This window comes from uncultured Pseudacidovorax sp. (genome assembly GCF_913773995.1).
In the GTDB taxonomy this organism is placed as follows: domain Bacteria; phylum Pseudomonadota; class Gammaproteobacteria; order Burkholderiales; family Burkholderiaceae_C; genus Xenophilus.
The window spans coordinates 64,299-77,215 of sequence record NZ_CAJYES010000113.1 but is presented as its reverse complement, the minus strand read 5'-3'; the positions used below and the strand labels follow the sequence as shown (position 1 = coordinate 77,215).

General features: G+C 65.9%; 16 protein-coding genes and 1 tRNA gene. 2 read left to right on the top strand and 15 right to left on the bottom strand.

The window, feature by feature from the left end; translation table 11 throughout:
- Positions 1-7: 7 nt before the first annotated feature.
- From QZ772_RS10275 to petA, 8 genes are all read right to left on the bottom strand, one after another.
- The gene (locus QZ772_RS10275; RefSeq protein WP_295525519.1) at positions 8-448 is read right to left on the bottom strand and encodes a DoxX family protein; all 441 of its coding nucleotides are present in this window, start codon (positions 446-448) and stop codon (positions 8-10) included.
- Positions 449-456: 8 nt separating this feature from the next.
- Entirely contained in the window at positions 457-840 is a 384-nt protein-coding gene (locus QZ772_RS10270) for a DUF4148 domain-containing protein (RefSeq protein ID WP_295525516.1), read from the bottom strand.
- A gap of 346 nt (positions 841-1,186) precedes the next feature.
- Positions 1,187-1,262, bottom strand: a tRNA-Thr gene (locus tag QZ772_RS10265).
- A 34-nt stretch (positions 1,263-1,296) separates the two neighbouring features.
- Positions 1,297-1,815 (bottom strand): ClpXP protease specificity-enhancing factor, encoded by a 519-nt coding sequence (locus tag QZ772_RS10260; protein WP_295525514.1) that lies wholly within the window; start codon positions 1,813-1,815, stop codon positions 1,297-1,299.
- A gap of 36 nt (positions 1,816-1,851) precedes the next feature.
- A complete protein-coding gene (locus tag QZ772_RS10255) occupies positions 1,852-2,463 on the bottom strand; it encodes a glutathione S-transferase N-terminal domain-containing protein (protein ID WP_058640407.1) in 612 nt (203 codons plus the stop codon).
- Positions 2,464-2,567: 104 nt separating this feature from the next.
- On the bottom strand, positions 2,568-3,323 hold the full coding sequence (locus QZ772_RS10250; RefSeq protein WP_295525509.1) for a cytochrome c1: 756 nt from the start codon (positions 3,321-3,323) through the stop codon (positions 2,568-2,570).
- Between the two features lie 24 nt (positions 3,324-3,347).
- Complete coding sequence (locus tag QZ772_RS10245) at positions 3,348-4,751, bottom strand: cytochrome bc complex cytochrome b subunit (RefSeq protein WP_295525507.1); 1,404 nt, start codon at positions 4,749-4,751, stop codon at positions 3,348-3,350.
- Between the two features lie 16 nt (positions 4,752-4,767).
- Positions 4,768-5,388, bottom strand: coding sequence for a ubiquinol-cytochrome c reductase iron-sulfur subunit (petA, locus tag QZ772_RS10240; protein ID WP_295525505.1), 621 nt, complete (start codon positions 5,386-5,388; stop codon positions 4,768-4,770).
- A gap of 239 nt (positions 5,389-5,627) precedes the next feature.
- Between petA and mscL the strand changes: the two genes are divergently transcribed.
- Complete coding sequence (gene mscL / locus QZ772_RS10235; RefSeq protein ID WP_295525709.1) at positions 5,628-6,062, top strand: large conductance mechanosensitive channel protein MscL; 435 nt, start codon at positions 5,628-5,630, stop codon at positions 6,060-6,062.
- Between the two features lie 75 nt (positions 6,063-6,137).
- Here mscL and pdxA read toward each other — a convergent pair whose 3' ends face one another.
- Genes pdxA through QZ772_RS10220 form a run of 3 tightly spaced genes read right to left on the bottom strand, consistent with a single transcriptional unit; the run spans position 6,138 to position 9,275 of the window.
- Entirely contained in the window at positions 6,138-7,190 is a 1,053-nt protein-coding gene (gene pdxA / locus QZ772_RS10230) for a 4-hydroxythreonine-4-phosphate dehydrogenase PdxA (protein ID WP_295525503.1), read from the bottom strand.
- Positions 7,191-7,200: 10 nt separating this feature from the next.
- The gene (locus QZ772_RS10225) at positions 7,201-7,965 is read right to left on the bottom strand and encodes a Nif3-like dinuclear metal center hexameric protein (RefSeq protein ID WP_295525501.1); all 765 of its coding nucleotides are present in this window, start codon (positions 7,963-7,965) and stop codon (positions 7,201-7,203) included.
- Entirely contained in the window at positions 7,962-9,275 is a 1,314-nt protein-coding gene (locus tag QZ772_RS10220; protein WP_295525499.1) for an MFS transporter, read from the bottom strand. Before QZ772_RS10220 ends, QZ772_RS10225 begins: the two co-directional genes overlap by 4 nt.
- Before the next feature lie 301 nt (positions 9,276-9,576).
- On the opposite strand from QZ772_RS10220, the gene QZ772_RS10215 reads away from it, so the two are divergent.
- Positions 9,577-10,734, top strand: coding sequence for a trypsin-like peptidase domain-containing protein (locus tag QZ772_RS10215; RefSeq protein ID WP_295525497.1), 1,158 nt, complete (start codon positions 9,577-9,579; stop codon positions 10,732-10,734).
- A gap of 125 nt (positions 10,735-10,859) precedes the next feature.
- Here the strand turns inward: QZ772_RS10215 and tatC are convergent, their stop codons facing one another.
- From tatC to QZ772_RS10195, 4 genes are all read right to left on the bottom strand, one after another.
- Complete coding sequence (tatC, locus tag QZ772_RS10210) at positions 10,860-11,675, bottom strand: twin-arginine translocase subunit TatC (RefSeq protein WP_295525495.1); 816 nt, start codon at positions 11,673-11,675, stop codon at positions 10,860-10,862.
- A 91-nt stretch (positions 11,676-11,766) separates the two neighbouring features.
- The gene (gene tatB / locus QZ772_RS10205; protein ID WP_295525493.1) at positions 11,767-12,228 is read right to left on the bottom strand and encodes a Sec-independent protein translocase protein TatB; all 462 of its coding nucleotides are present in this window, start codon (positions 12,226-12,228) and stop codon (positions 11,767-11,769) included.
- A 35-nt stretch (positions 12,229-12,263) separates the two neighbouring features.
- Positions 12,264-12,503, bottom strand: a complete 240-nt coding sequence (gene tatA, locus QZ772_RS10200) for a Sec-independent protein translocase subunit TatA (protein ID WP_017761020.1) — start codon at positions 12,501-12,503, stop codon at positions 12,264-12,266.
- Between the two features lie 43 nt (positions 12,504-12,546).
- A complete protein-coding gene (locus QZ772_RS10195; protein WP_295525490.1) occupies positions 12,547-12,903 on the bottom strand; it encodes a histidine triad nucleotide-binding protein in 357 nt (118 codons plus the stop codon).
- Positions 12,904-12,917: the final 14 nt, after the last annotated feature.

The window sequence follows — 12,917 nt, the reverse complement described above, 5'->3', positions numbered from 1 at the left end:
GCTCTGCTCAGTTCAGCCCGCGCTGCGGGCCGGCGACCGCATAGCGGCCCGCGCCCAGCAGCATCACCGCCAGGGCACCGAACAGGTACAGCCCCTGCAGTTCCAGCGCCCAGCCGCCCTGGCCGGTCAGCGAGAAGAACTGGCTGGTATGCACCAACAGGAAGGCCACGATCATGTTGATCACGACCACGGCCGCGGCCGGGCGGGTCCACAGGCCCAGGATCATCAGCGCCGGCGCCAGCACTTCGCCCACGTAGACGAGGTAGCCGATCGCCCCGGGCAGGCCATGGGCGGCCAGCATCTTCACAATGAAGCCCGGGCCCGTGCCCAGCTTGAAGATGCCGTGCAGCAGCACCAGCACGCCGACCGCCAGGCGCAGCACCAGTTTGCCGGCATCGTCATGGCGGGGAAGCAACACGGCGCCCGTCTCGGAGGAAGCGTAGGACATGGCGGGCCTCACAGGGGTTGCTGGACGGCGCCGTAGGCCTGCTGACGCTGCGGCTCACGCTGCATGTTGGCGGGCAGGCGGCTGTCGACGAAGGCCCGCGGGTCCAGGTTCTGGTTGGGCGCATGGGCGGCGGCCACCGCCTCGGCCTGCACCTGGGCGCGCGTGCGGGCGCTGACGAACACGGGCGGCTGGCCGAAGCTGCTCGCTTCGCCGATGGCGGCCACGTCGCCGCTGCGCTCGGCGGCCACCAGTTGCTGCTGCACTTCGGCGCGCGACAGGGTACTGTGCACCGGCGTGCGGTTCTGCTGGATGTAGTCCTCCTGCGTTTCGGCAGAGGCGGCGCCGGCGGCCAGCGTCAACAGGGCGGCGGCGAGGAGAGCGGTCTTGTTCATGGCGTATCCTTTCGAAGGTCGGGTTGGAGCGATCGATCCCGCAGGTCCTGCCATGCAGCGATCGATGCATGCAGTCTCTGCCCGCCCGTCCCGCACGTCGGTGCGTTTACGCACATGGAACGACAAGTGGGCCGGCGTGCGCAGGTTGTCCCGGCTTTCTGTGGATAAACCTGGGCATAGGTCGTGGAGGAAGCCGCCAAGCCGCGCTGCGCCGTGCCCTCGCGTCAGATTGCCCATTTAGCAGGCATCCACAACGGAAGGCGCCATGAAGAAAGCCCCTGGCCGCGGGGCGGTTCAGGGGCTTCGGGGGCGGCCAGCCGGATGGCAGGACGCATGAACGTTGAGTTGGTGCCGCTTGTCGGAATCGAACTGACGACCTACCGCTTACAAGGCGGGTGCTCTACCAACTGAGCTAAAGCGGCGAGGCCGAGGATTCTATCGGATGGGCGATGGCGGTCACTTCACCCGCTTAAGTGCCGGACGGCCGCCGCCGGGTGGCCGTGGCGGCTCGTCCTCCGGGCGATCGGTGGCCGCCAGCACGTCGGACTCGGACTCGGCGCCCTCGCCCACCAGATGCATGCCAGGACGTGGATCCGGGGTCGCCTGCACAGCCGTGGGCGCGACGATCTCACCCGCCCCGCCTGCCTGCGCATCCAGCGGCGGAAAGGCCATGCCCTGGCCGTTTTCGCGTGCATAGATGGCGACCACACGCCCGATGGGCACGATGATGTCGCGCGCCGTGCCGGCAAAGCGGGCCTTGAACTCGATGAAGTCGTTACCGATCTTCAATGAACTGGTCGCGTCGTAGCTGATGTTCAGCACGATCTCACCGTTCTTCACGTACTCGCGCGGCACCTGGACGGTCTCGTCGACCAAGACCGCGATGTACGGCGTCAAGCCATGGTCGGTGCACCATTCGTAGAGCGCACGCAACAGGTAAGGCCGCAACGATGTGGATTCGAGGGCGCTGATCATGATGGCGCGTCGTTCTCTCTTCCGGCCTCGCTGCGCTTACTTGCGCATCACCTTCTCGGAGGGCGTCAGCGCCTCGATGTACGCGGGACGCGAGAAGATGCGCTCGGCGTACTTCAGCAGCGGCGCGGCGTTCTTGCTCAGGTCGATGCCGTAGTAGTCCAGGCGCCACAGCAGCGGGGCGATGGCCACGTCGAGCATGGAGAAGTTCTCGCCCAGCATGTACTTGTTCTTGAGGAACACGGGCGCCAGCTGCGTCAGGCGGTCGCGGATGTGCGAGCGGGCCTTCTCGATGGCCTTGTCGTTGCCCTTGGCGCTGCGGTTCTCGAGCGTAGAGACGTGGACGAACAGCTCCTTCTCGAAGTTCAGCAGGAACAGGCGCACGCGGGCGCGGTCGACCGGGTCGCCGGGCATCAGCTGCGGATGCGGGAAGCGCTCGTCGATGTACTCGTTGATGATGTTCGACTCATACAGGATCAGGTCGCGCTCGACCAGGATCGGTACCTGACCGTACGGGTTCATCACGCTGATGTCCTCGGGCTTGTTGTAGAGGTCGACGTCACGGATTTCGAAGTCCATGCCCTTTTCGAACAGCACGAAGCGGCAGCGGTGGGAGAAAGGGCAGGTCGTTCCGGAATACAGCACCATCATGGCGAAAGGCTCCAAAAAATCAAAAAAGAGTGGGCCGCTTGAGCAGCCCACTCTGTACGTTCACGCACCCGGCAAGCCCGGGCAACGCCGTCCGCGTTTTCTCTCTACTTCACGTCCTTCCAGAACGCGGCATTGAGACGCCAGACGAAGACCAGCGACACCGCCAGGAACAGCAACACCCACACGCCGACGCGCACGCGGGTGTTCTGCGCGGGCTCTGCCATCCACTGCAGGTAGTTGACCAGGTCGCCGACGGCCTGGTCGAACTGCAGGGGCGTCATCTTGCCCGGCTTGACCTGTTCCCAGCCCTTGAGCACCTCGGTTTCGTGACCGTGCTGTTCCACCTTGTCGTAGACCGGACGGCGCTCGCCTTGAAGCTCCCAGAGCACGTTGGGCATGCCCACGCTCGGGAAGGCTAGGTTGTTCCAGCCGGTCGCCTTGGTGTCGTCGCGGTAGTAGGTGCGAAGGTAGGTGTAGAGGTAGTCGGCACCGGTGCCATTGTGACCTGCGCGCGAACGCGCCACCAAAGTGAGGTCGGGCGGGGTGCCGCCGAACCATTCCTTGGCCTGTCGGGCATCGATGTTGGCCTTCATCGTGTCACCCACCTTTTCGGTGGTGAACAGCAGATTGTCCTTGATCTGCTGTTCGGAGAGACCGATGTCCTGCAGGCGGTTGTAGCGCATGAAGGCGGCCGAGTGGCAGTTGAGGCAGTAATTGACGAACAGCTTGGCACCGTTCTGCAGCGAAGCCAGGTCATTGGTGCGCACCGGCGCCTTGTCCCAGGCGATGCCGCCTTCGGCCGCCAGGGCGCCCGTGGCCACGCCCAGCGCCATCATCAGCGAGAGGATCAGTTTCTTCATGGGGATGCTTCTCCGGCGGCTCGGTCAGTGCGCGGCAAAGGTCACGCGCTCGGGCACGGGCTTGAACTCGCCCAGGCGGGTCCACCACGGCATGAGCAGGAAGAAGCCGAAATAGAACAGGGTGCCCACCTGCGACACGCGCTCGCCGAGGGGCGACGGCGGCTGCACGCCCAGGTAGGCCAGCACCACGAAGACCACCACGAAGACGCCGTAGAGGTACTTGTGCCAGGAGGGACGGTAGCGGATCGACTTGACCGGGCTCTTGTCCAGCCAGGGCAGGAAGAACAGGATGATCACGGCGCCGCCCATGACGACCACGCCCCAGAACTTGGCGTCGATCGACAGCATCATTGCGCAGGCGAGGACGGCAGCCACGACGATCGCGATCTTGACGACGCGCGCGAGCCGCGTCTTCCAGACGCCGAAGACAGCCGCACCGACCACGCAGGCGATCAGCGCATACATCATCTCGCTGGTGATGGCGCGCAGCATCGAATAGAAGGGCGTGAAGTACCAGACCGGCGCGATGTGATTGGGCGTCTTCAGCGGGTCGGCGGGAATGAAGTTGTTGTACTCCAGGAAGTAGCCGCCCATTTCAGGCGCGAAGAAGATCACCGCCGTGAACACGATCAGGAACATGACGACCGCGAAGATGTCGTGCACCGTGTAGTACGGGTGGAATGGAATGCCGTCCAGCGGCCGGCCCTGCGCGTCCTTGTTGGCCTTGATCTCGATGCCGTCTGGGTTGTTAGAGCCCACGTCGTGCAGCGCCAGCAGGTGCGCCACCACAAGACCCAGGAGCACCAGCGGCACCGCGATCACATGAAAGCTGAAGAAGCGGTTAAGCGTGGCGTCGCTCACCACATAGTCGCCGCGGATCAGCAGCGCCAAGTCGGGGCCGATGAACGGAATGGCGGAGAACAGGTTCACGATCACCTGCGCGCCCCAGTACGACATCTGGCCCCAGGGCAGCAGGTAGCCCATGAAGGCCTCGGCCATCAGGCACAGGAAGATCGCGCAGCCGAAGATCCAGACCAACTCTCGCGGCTTGCGGTAGCTGCCGTAGAGCAGGCCGCGGAACATGTGCAGGTACACCACCACGAAGAAGGCTGAGGCGCCGGTGGAGTGCATGTAGCGGATCAGCCAGCCCCAGGGCACGTCGCGCATGATGTACTCGACCGAGGCGAAGGCCTGGGTGGCATCCGGCTTGTAGTGCATCACCAGGAAGATGCCGGTGACGATCTGGATGACCAGCACCAGCAGCGCCAGCGAGCCGAAGATGTACCAGAAGTTGAAGTTCTTCGGCGCGTAGTACTCCGACATGTGGACGCGGTAGGCGTCGAAGGCGGTCGGGAAGCGGTTGTGCAGCCAGTTGCCCAGCTTGGCGCCGGCGGGCGCATTGGGCGAGATGTCCTTGAATTCGGCCATGGGTGTCTCCTCCCGCTCAGGCGTTGGCGTTGCCGTCTTCGCCGATCAACAAGCGCGTGTCCGACAGGTACTTGTGCGGAGGAACGGGCAGGTTGTCGGGCGCGGGCTTGTTCTTAAACACGCGGCCCGCCAAGTCGAAGGTCGAGCCGTGGCAGGGGCACAGAAAGCCGCCCTTCCAGTCGTCGGGCAGCGAGGGCTGAGGGCCGGCCTGCAACTTGTCGGTGGGCGAGCAGCCCAGGTGCGTGCAGATGCCCACGACCACCAGCACTTCGGGCTTGATCGAGCGGTTCTCGTTCTGGGCGTACTTGGGCGTGAATTCGGAGGGATTGCGCTGCGACTGAGGGTCGGCCAGGAGCGGATCGAGCTTGGGCAGTTCGGCCACCTGATCGGGCGAGCGCTTGAGGATCCAGACCGGCTTGCCGCGCCATTCGACGGTGATCTTCTCGCCGACCTGCAGGCCGCCGATGTCCACCTCGACGGGGGCGCCAGCCGCCTTGGCCTTTTCGGACGGCTGGAAGGTGCTCACGAAGGGAATCGCTGTGGCAACCCCACCCACAGCGCCGGCACAGCCGGATGCAATCAGCCAGGTCCGCTTGCTGGCGTCGACCCGCTTCGGGCCGACCGGGATATCACTCATGGGGGTTCCTCGATGTACTTGTGGGCTGTGCCGGGTCAACAAACAATTTTAGCGGAGGGGTTTTAGGTGCTTCAACGCGGGACACCCCCGATATCCAAGCCCCTCGGCCGCCCGTCGCCGAGCAAAAAAGGCGCGTCGGCTGCCGCATCGATTCAGTCCTGGCCTGGGGTTCAACGCCCATCCGACTCCCTATACTTTCCTCTAAAGTGTTAACGCACATGGGAAAGGAGAAACGTTTCATGAGCTTTTTCAGCGAGTTCCGCGAGTTCGCGGTCAAGGGCAATGTGGTCGACCTGGCCGTGGGCGTGATCATCGGGGGCGCATTCGGAAAGATCGTCGACTCTCTGGTGGGCGATGTGATCATGCCGCTGGTCGGCCTGATCTTTGGACGACTCGATTTCTCCAACCTCTATGTCGTGCTCGGCACGATACCTGCCGGCGTCGCGAATACCTTGGCCGATCTCAAGAAAGCCGGTGTTCCCGTACTGGCCTACGGCAACTTCCTGACGATCGTCGTCAACTTCGTCATCCTGGCCTTCGTGATCTTCATGATGGTCAAGCAGATCAACCGGCTGCGCCGCGAGAAGGCGGAACCGGCCGCCGCCGCGCCTGCCGCGCCGCCGGAAGACATCGTGCTGCTGCGCGAGATCCGCGACAGCCTGGCACGTCGCTGAAGACCCGCTCCCCCCGGCCACCCGCGGGCGGCCGGGATCTCCGGGCCGCAACACTGCCGGTCGACGGCCAGTTGCTCAGCAACCGGCCAGGCTGCGCGCCATCCGCACCGCGGCGATCAGGCTGTCGGCGCTGGCGACGCCCTGACCGGCGATATCGAAGGCTGTCCCGTGGTCGGGACTGGTGCGCACGAATGGCAATCCCAGCGTCACGTTGACGCCGGTCTCCACGCCCAGGTACTTCACCGGAATCAGGCCCTGGTCGTGGTACATCGCGATCACGGCGTCGAACTCGCCTGTGGGCTGGCCCGGCCGACGGCGGGCGCGCATGAACACCGTGTCCGGCGCAAAGGGGCCGAAAGCCTCGATGCCTTCGGTTCGTGCGTCGGCCACCGCCGGGGCGATCCGCTCGATTTCTTCCCGGCCGAACAGCCCACCTTCCCCCGCATGCGGGTTGAGGCCCGCCACGGCGATGCGCGGCACGCGACCGAGCATGCGCGCCAGCGAGGCATGCGTGATGCGCAGCGTCTGCAGCACGCTTGCATGGGTCAGGCGGTCGATCGCCTCGCGCAACGACACATGGATACTGACCAGCACGGTGCGCAGTTCGTCATTGGCCAACATCATGCGCACGGGGACCTGCTCGATGCCGACGCCCTGGAAGGCCGCGGCCTCGGCCTGCAGCAATTCGGTGTGGCCCGGGAAGCCGTAGCCGGCAGCGGACAGCGCCTCCTTGTGCAGGGGAGCCGTCACCATGGCGGCGATCTCGTGGCGCAGTGCCGCGCGAGCCGCCCATTCGACCGCAGCGCCCGCGCTGCGACCTGCCTCGGCCGAAATGCGTCCGTAGTCGGGCGGCACCAGCGGCATGCCTACCTGCATCACGGGAATGCAGCGAGGCGGCACCCCCAACGCGTCGACCGGCCGATCGATCTGCGCGACAGGCCAAGCCACACCCTGCGGGTCCGCCACCAGCAGCGCGGCACGACGCATCACGGCGACGTCGCCGGCGACGAAGCAATGCCTCAGCGCTTCCGGCGCCTCCTGCCAGGCACGCACGATGATTTCCGGACCGATGCCGGCCGGGTCGCCCTGGGTGATCGCCAGGATGGAAGACGGATCAGAGGCCAGCATGGCGTGCGACTCAGGCCGGGTTGTCGACGTCGATGAACTCATGCGCCAGCCCGAGTTGCGCCGCCACATGGGCGGCAGCGGCGGAGGCGCCGTAGCGCTCGGTCGCATGGTGGCCGCAGGCGAGGAAGGCCACGCCCGACTCCCGGGCGTAGTGCGCCTGGGGCTCCGAGATCTCGCCGGTGATGAAGGCATCGGCCCCGGCGGCGATGGCCGCCTCGAAGAAGCCCTGCGCGCCGCCGGTGCACCAGGCGATCCGCCGCAGCGGCCGGCCATCGCCAGGGATGGCGGTGACGCGCCGCTCCAGCCGCGCCTCGATGTGCAGGGCCAGTTGCTGCGCGCTCTCGAATTGCAGGCCTGCCCCCGGGGCGCCGAGCCAGCCCAGGTCCTGGTCGCCGAATCGCTGCGGCTGTGGGATCAGCCCCAGTTGCCTGCCCAACTGCGCGTTGTTGCCCAGCTCGGCATGGGCATCCAACGGCAGGTGATAGGCAAGGAGATTCACCTCATGGCCGATCAGCAGGCCCAGGCGCTGGCGCATCCAGCCGGTCACCCGCCCGTCCTGGCCGCGCCAGAACAGGCCATGGTGGACGAACAAGGCATCCGCTCCTGCCGCGATGCCTGCCTCGATGAAGGCGCGGCTGGCGGTGACACCGGAGACGATCTTGCGGATCTCGCCCCGCCCTTCCACCTGGAGGCCATTGGGCCCGTAATCCTTGAACCTTTCAGGGGACAGCAGCTGGTCGAAGGCGTGCAGGAGGGCGGATCGCGAGATGCTCATGCGCGCATTGTCGCGGGCCGCATGGCGTGGCCGCGGGCGGCCAGGGGCAACAATGCCAGCACAAAGCCCAGCACCGCGAGGGCCCCGACATAGTGGGCGGGCGCCATCAGGTCGCGCTGCAACCAGAGCGTCAGGATCACGGGCGTCAGCCCGCCAAAGATGGCGTACGACATGTTGTAGGCAAACGACAGACCCGAAAAGCGCACCGGTGCCGGAAAGGCCCGCACGCTGGCGATCGGCACGGTGGCAATGGTGCCCACGAACAGGCCGACCAGGCCGTAGTGCCAGAAGAGCGAGGCGGTGGTGCCCGGCAGGTCCGTGTAAAACAGGTAGGCCGTGATGAACAGGCCCGCCCAGCCGACCAGCATCGTCGCGCGCGTGCCGAAGCGGTCACAGGCCCAGCCGAAGATGACGCAGCCCAGCGTGAGCATGAGCGTGGCGAGCGCGTTGGCTTCCAGCGCGATGGCGGCGGGAACGTGGTGCACCTTCTGCAGGTAGGTGGGCGTGTACAGCACCACCACCACGATGGCGGCGGACAGCACCCAGGTCAGCAACGCCACGAAGAAGACGGGGCCGCGGTGGTCGCGCACGATGGTCTTGAGGGGCAATTCGGCTGCCACATGGCGACGCTGAGCCAGCTCCTGGAACACCGGAGTCTCATGCAGGAAGCGGCGCAGGTATACCGACACTAGGCCGAACACGCCACCCAGGATGAAGGGAATGCGCCAGGCGAAGTCGCTCACCTCCGCCGGCACGTAATGGGTGTTGATGGCCACGGCCACCAGCGAGCCGAGCAGGATGCCGCCGGTGATGCCGGCCGTCAGCGTGCCCACGCCAAGCCCGTAGCGCTGCGGCGGTACGTGCTCGCCGATGAAGACCCATGCGCCCGGCATCTCACCGCCGATCGCGGCGCCCTGCAGCACGCGCATGAGCAACAGCAGCAGCGGTGCCGCCACGCCGATGGCGGCATAGGTGGGCAACAGGCCGATCACCAGCGTCGGCACCGCCATCAGGAAGATCGACAGCGTGAACATCCGCTTACGGCCGAGCAGGTCGCCGAAATGCGCGATGACGATGCCACCGACCGGACGGGCCAGGTAGCCCGCCGCGAAGATGCCGAAGGTCTGCAGCTGGCGTAGCCAGTCGGGCATCTCCGCCGGGAAGAACAGCGCCCCGATCACGGTGGCGAAGAAGACGTAGATGACGAAGTCGTAAAACTCGAGCGTGCCGCCCAGCGCCGAGAGGGCGAGCGTCTTGTAGTCGCGCGCGGTGAGCGCGCGCGGGTCGGCGGAAGGAAAGGCAGAGGACATGGCAGAGCAAAGCGGCGGAGACGGCCGCCGGCCGGTGCGCCCGACGGGGGGCGGGAGATGAGAAACAGCGAGGGCGTGGACAGGCGCGAGACGCAGACAACCGGATGGGTAGCGCGGGGCCACTGTCGCGGGCGACCGGGTTGGACGCGGCCCAAGATTTTAGGGTTTACCCCCAGCACCGAGCTGCGACGGGGTCTTGTCCGACGCCGAATCAAAAGCCGGCTCTGGCCGTTGGGAGACAATTCCCGGCCTTGCGGAACCCTCCGCCTTCCCTCTGCCACTGCACCCCTCCTCTCTCCTCATGAAGCGCATCTGGCTGCTCTTTGCCCAGGCCGTGACCGTCCTGCTGGCGGGCTATTTCGTCGTCGCCACCCTCAAGCCCGACTGGGTCCGGCGGGGCAGCACCTCTCTGGGCGGGGTCGTCTCCATCATCGAGGCGCCCGCCTCGGCGCCCACCACGCCGGCGCCCGGCAGCTTCGCCGCCGCCGCCCAAAAGGCAGCGCCCGCGGTCGTCAGCATCAACACCAGCAAGGCAGCGCCGCGGCATCCGCGCTCGAACGATCCCTGGTTCCGCTTCTTTTTCGGCGACCAGGACAACGAACAGCCCCAGGTCGGCCTGGGCAGCGGCGTGATCGTCAGCGCGGACGGCTACATCCTGACCAACAACCATGTGGTCGAGGGCGCCGACGAGATCGAGGTCACCCTGAACGACGGCCGGCATGCGAGCGGCCGCCTGATTGGCACCGACCCCGACACCGACCTGGCGGTCATCCGCATCACGCTGGACAAACTGCCGGTCATCGTGCTGGGCAACTCCGACGCGCTGCTCGTGGGCGATCAGGTGCTGGCCATCGGCAATCCCTTCGGCGTCGGACAGACGGTGACCAGCGGCATCGTCTCGGCACTGGGCCGCAACCAGCTCGGCATCAACACCTTCGAGAACTTCATCCAGACGGACGCCGCCATCAACCCCGGCAACTCCGGCGGCGCGCTGATCGACACCGAGGGCAATCTGCAGGGCATCAACACCGCCATCTATTCGCGCTCGGGCGGCAGCATGGGCATCGGCTTCGCCATTCCCGTGTCCACGGCCAAGCAGGTGCTCGAAGGAATCGTGAAGGATGGGCGTGTGACGCGCGGCTGGATCGGCGTGGAGCCCGCCACGCTCACGCCCGAGATGGCCGAGACCTTCGGCGTCAAGGCGACGCAGGGCGTGATCATCACCGGCGTGCTGCAGAACGCGCCCGCCGCGCAGGCCGGCATCCGGCCGGGCGACGTGATCACCGGCGTGGGCGACAAGGCCATCGGCAACGTTCAGGAACTGCTGACCGCGGTGGCCGGACTCAAGCCGGGAACGGCCAGCCGCTTCCAGGTCCAGCGTGGCAATGATCGAATCGAAGTCGACGTCACCGCCGGAACGAGGCCCGCCACGCCGGTGCGGCGGCGCCAGGCCGAGTAGCGGGGGAGCGAATCGAGGGAAGCTGATCGGGTCGACGGCGCGTCCGCGCCGCCACCTCGATCACCCGTTGGCGCCAGGCGTGCTTCCCAAGACGGCAGGGACCGCGCGCCGCCGAAACGCCGGGTCTATTGACCGGCCGACTTCGCTTCTTCGCTCGCGGCCTCGGTCTCTTCGTGCGCCCGCGTGGCGTTGGCGAAGTACCGCGCGGCAACGATGCCGATTTCGTACAGCACACACATCGGCACGGCCAGTGCCAGCTGCGAGATGACGTCCGGCGGCGTCACGACTGCGGCCACCACGAAGGACAGCACGATGAAGTAGCCACGGAAACTGCGCAGCTTCTCGATGGTCACCATCTCGAATCGCACCAGCAGCATAACCACGATGGGCACCTGGAATGCAAGGCCGAAGGCGATGTACAGCGAAAGGATGGACTCCACGTACGAAGAGATGTCTGGCGTCGCAGCCACCGATGCAGGCGTGAAGCGCTGGATGAAGGCGAACATCTTGTCCAGCACAAAGAACTGCACGAAGGCGATGCCCGTGTAAGCGAGGAAGCTACCGAAGATGATCAGCGGCAGGGCAAAGCGCTTCTCATGGCTATACAGGCCCGGCGCCACGAAGGCCCAGACCTGGTACATGAGCCAGGGCAGCGCCAACAGCACGGCGGCCATGGCCAGCACCTTCAGGGGCACGAAGAAGGGCGAGAACACACCGACGGCGATCAGCTTGGCATCGGGCGGCATGTGCGCCTTGATGGGCATGGCGATCCAGTCGATCAACCCCCCGGGTCCCGGCCAGACCGCCAGAAGTGCCGCGGCAAGCGCGATGCCGTAGATGCAGTAGAGCAGCCGGTCGCGCAGTTCGGTCAGGTGGGCAACGAAAGGCTGCTCCGTGCCTGCAAGCTCGTCTTCTTTGTCGTGGGAGGGAGAGTCAGCCATCAAGGTCACCGCGTGGCCGGAATCGGGCGCACAAATGAACGGAAAAGAATAAAGCCGCGGAGCCGGGTCGGTACCGTGCGGGCTTCGCGGTTCAGGCGCCGGGCCGTGGCCGATGACGGGCCACGCGAGCGGCGCCGGACTGCGCGCGGCTGCGAACCTTGTTGCGCGCCTTGTACCAGTGGGGAACGGCGCCCTGCTTGAGGCGCCAGTTCTTCTTCGGATGGCGGTAGACGGGATAGACAGGCGCTGCCTCGTACGAGGTGGCCGGCGTGACGGTGTCCAGACCGGAGAGGTCGTTGTGCACGTCCTGCGCGCCGTCGCGGATGCTCTGCTCTACGTCGCGCGCCGCGCCTTCGACGCTGTCCTTCATCTTGCGCAGCTCATCCAGCTCCATGGAGCGGTTGACCTCTGCCTTGACGTCGTTGACGTAGCGCTGCGCCTTGCCGAGCAGCGTGCCAACCGTCCGCGCCACGCGCGGCAGCTTCTCGGGGCCGATCACGACCAGTGCAACGGCGCCGATCAGCGCCATCTTCGAAATGCCCAGATCGATCACCGGCGTGCTCCTCGCTCAGGAATTGCGCGCAGCACTCAGGACTTCTGACGCGCCTCGACGTCGATGGTGGACTTGTCGGCCGAGGGCTGGCCGGTCACCTGCTGTGTGGGCGTACCCGCGGCGGGGGCGTCGGACGACCCGTCCTTCATGCCGTCCTTGAAGCCCTTGACGGCACCGCCGAGATCAGAACCGATGTTCTTCAGCTTCTTGGTGCCGAAGACCATGACCACGATGAGCAGCACGATCAGCCAGTGCCAGATGGAAAACGAACCCATGGAAGACTCCTAACAATGTTCAAATTTTAGACTGCAGGCCAGCTCAGCCCTTGAGCCAGGGGCGAGGACCGCCCATGACGTGGACATGGAGATGGTGCACCTCCTGCCCGCCTTCCTTGCCGGTGTTCACCACCACGCGGAAGCCGCCCTCGGGATACGCGCCACAGCCTTGCTCCAGTGCCAGGCGCGGCGCCAGGGTCATGATGCGGCCCATCAACGACTCATCCTCGGGCGTGAGCTGCGCCATGGACGCAATGTGCCGCCTAGGGACGATCAGGAAGTGCACGGGCGCCCAGGGCGCAATATCGTGAAAGGCAAACAGGTTGTCGTCTTCGTACACCTTCCGAGAAGGGATCTTTCCTTCGACGATCTTGCAGAAGATGCAGTCGGGCTCAGCCATTCTGTGTTGTCTTG

Coding starts and splice junctions, on each gene's coding strand:
- QZ772_RS10275 (WP_295525519.1), bottom strand. CDS start 448: ATGTCCTACGCTTCCTCCGAGACGGGCGCCGTGTTGCTTCCCCGCCAT.
- QZ772_RS10255 (WP_058640407.1), bottom strand. CDS start 2,463: ATGATGGTGCTGTATTCCGGAACGACCTGCCCTTTCTCCCACCGCTGC.
- QZ772_RS10195 (WP_295525490.1), bottom strand. CDS start 12,903: ATGGCTGAGCCCGACTGCATCTTCTGCAAGATCGTCGAAGGAAAGATC.
- QZ772_RS10250 (WP_295525509.1), bottom strand. CDS start 3,323: ATGAAGAAACTGATCCTCTCGCTGATGATGGCGCTGGGCGTGGCCACG.
- mscL (WP_295525709.1), top strand. CDS start 5,628: ATGAGCTTTTTCAGCGAGTTCCGCGAGTTCGCGGTCAAGGGCAATGTG.
- QZ772_RS10220 (WP_295525499.1), bottom strand. CDS start 9,275: ATGTCCTCTGCCTTTCCTTCCGCCGACCCGCGCGCGCTCACCGCGCGC.
- tatA (WP_017761020.1), bottom strand. CDS start 12,503: ATGGGTTCGTTTTCCATCTGGCACTGGCTGATCGTGCTGCTCATCGTG.
- QZ772_RS10245 (WP_295525507.1), bottom strand. CDS start 4,751: ATGGCCGAATTCAAGGACATCTCGCCCAATGCGCCCGCCGGCGCCAAG.
- QZ772_RS10260 (WP_295525514.1), bottom strand. CDS start 1,815: ATGATCAGCGCCCTCGAATCCACATCGTTGCGGCCTTACCTGTTGCGT.
- QZ772_RS10225 (WP_295525501.1), bottom strand. CDS start 7,965: ATGAGCATCTCGCGATCCGCCCTCCTGCACGCCTTCGACCAGCTGCTG.
- tatC (WP_295525495.1), bottom strand. CDS start 11,675: ATGGCTGACTCTCCCTCCCACGACAAAGAAGACGAGCTTGCAGGCACG.
- petA (WP_295525505.1), bottom strand. CDS start 5,388: ATGAGTGATATCCCGGTCGGCCCGAAGCGGGTCGACGCCAGCAAGCGG.
- QZ772_RS10215 (WP_295525497.1), top strand. CDS start 9,577: ATGAAGCGCATCTGGCTGCTCTTTGCCCAGGCCGTGACCGTCCTGCTG.
- QZ772_RS10270 (WP_295525516.1), bottom strand. CDS start 840: ATGAACAAGACCGCTCTCCTCGCCGCCGCCCTGTTGACGCTGGCCGCC.
- pdxA (WP_295525503.1), bottom strand. CDS start 7,190: ATGCTGGCCTCTGATCCGTCTTCCATCCTGGCGATCACCCAGGGCGAC.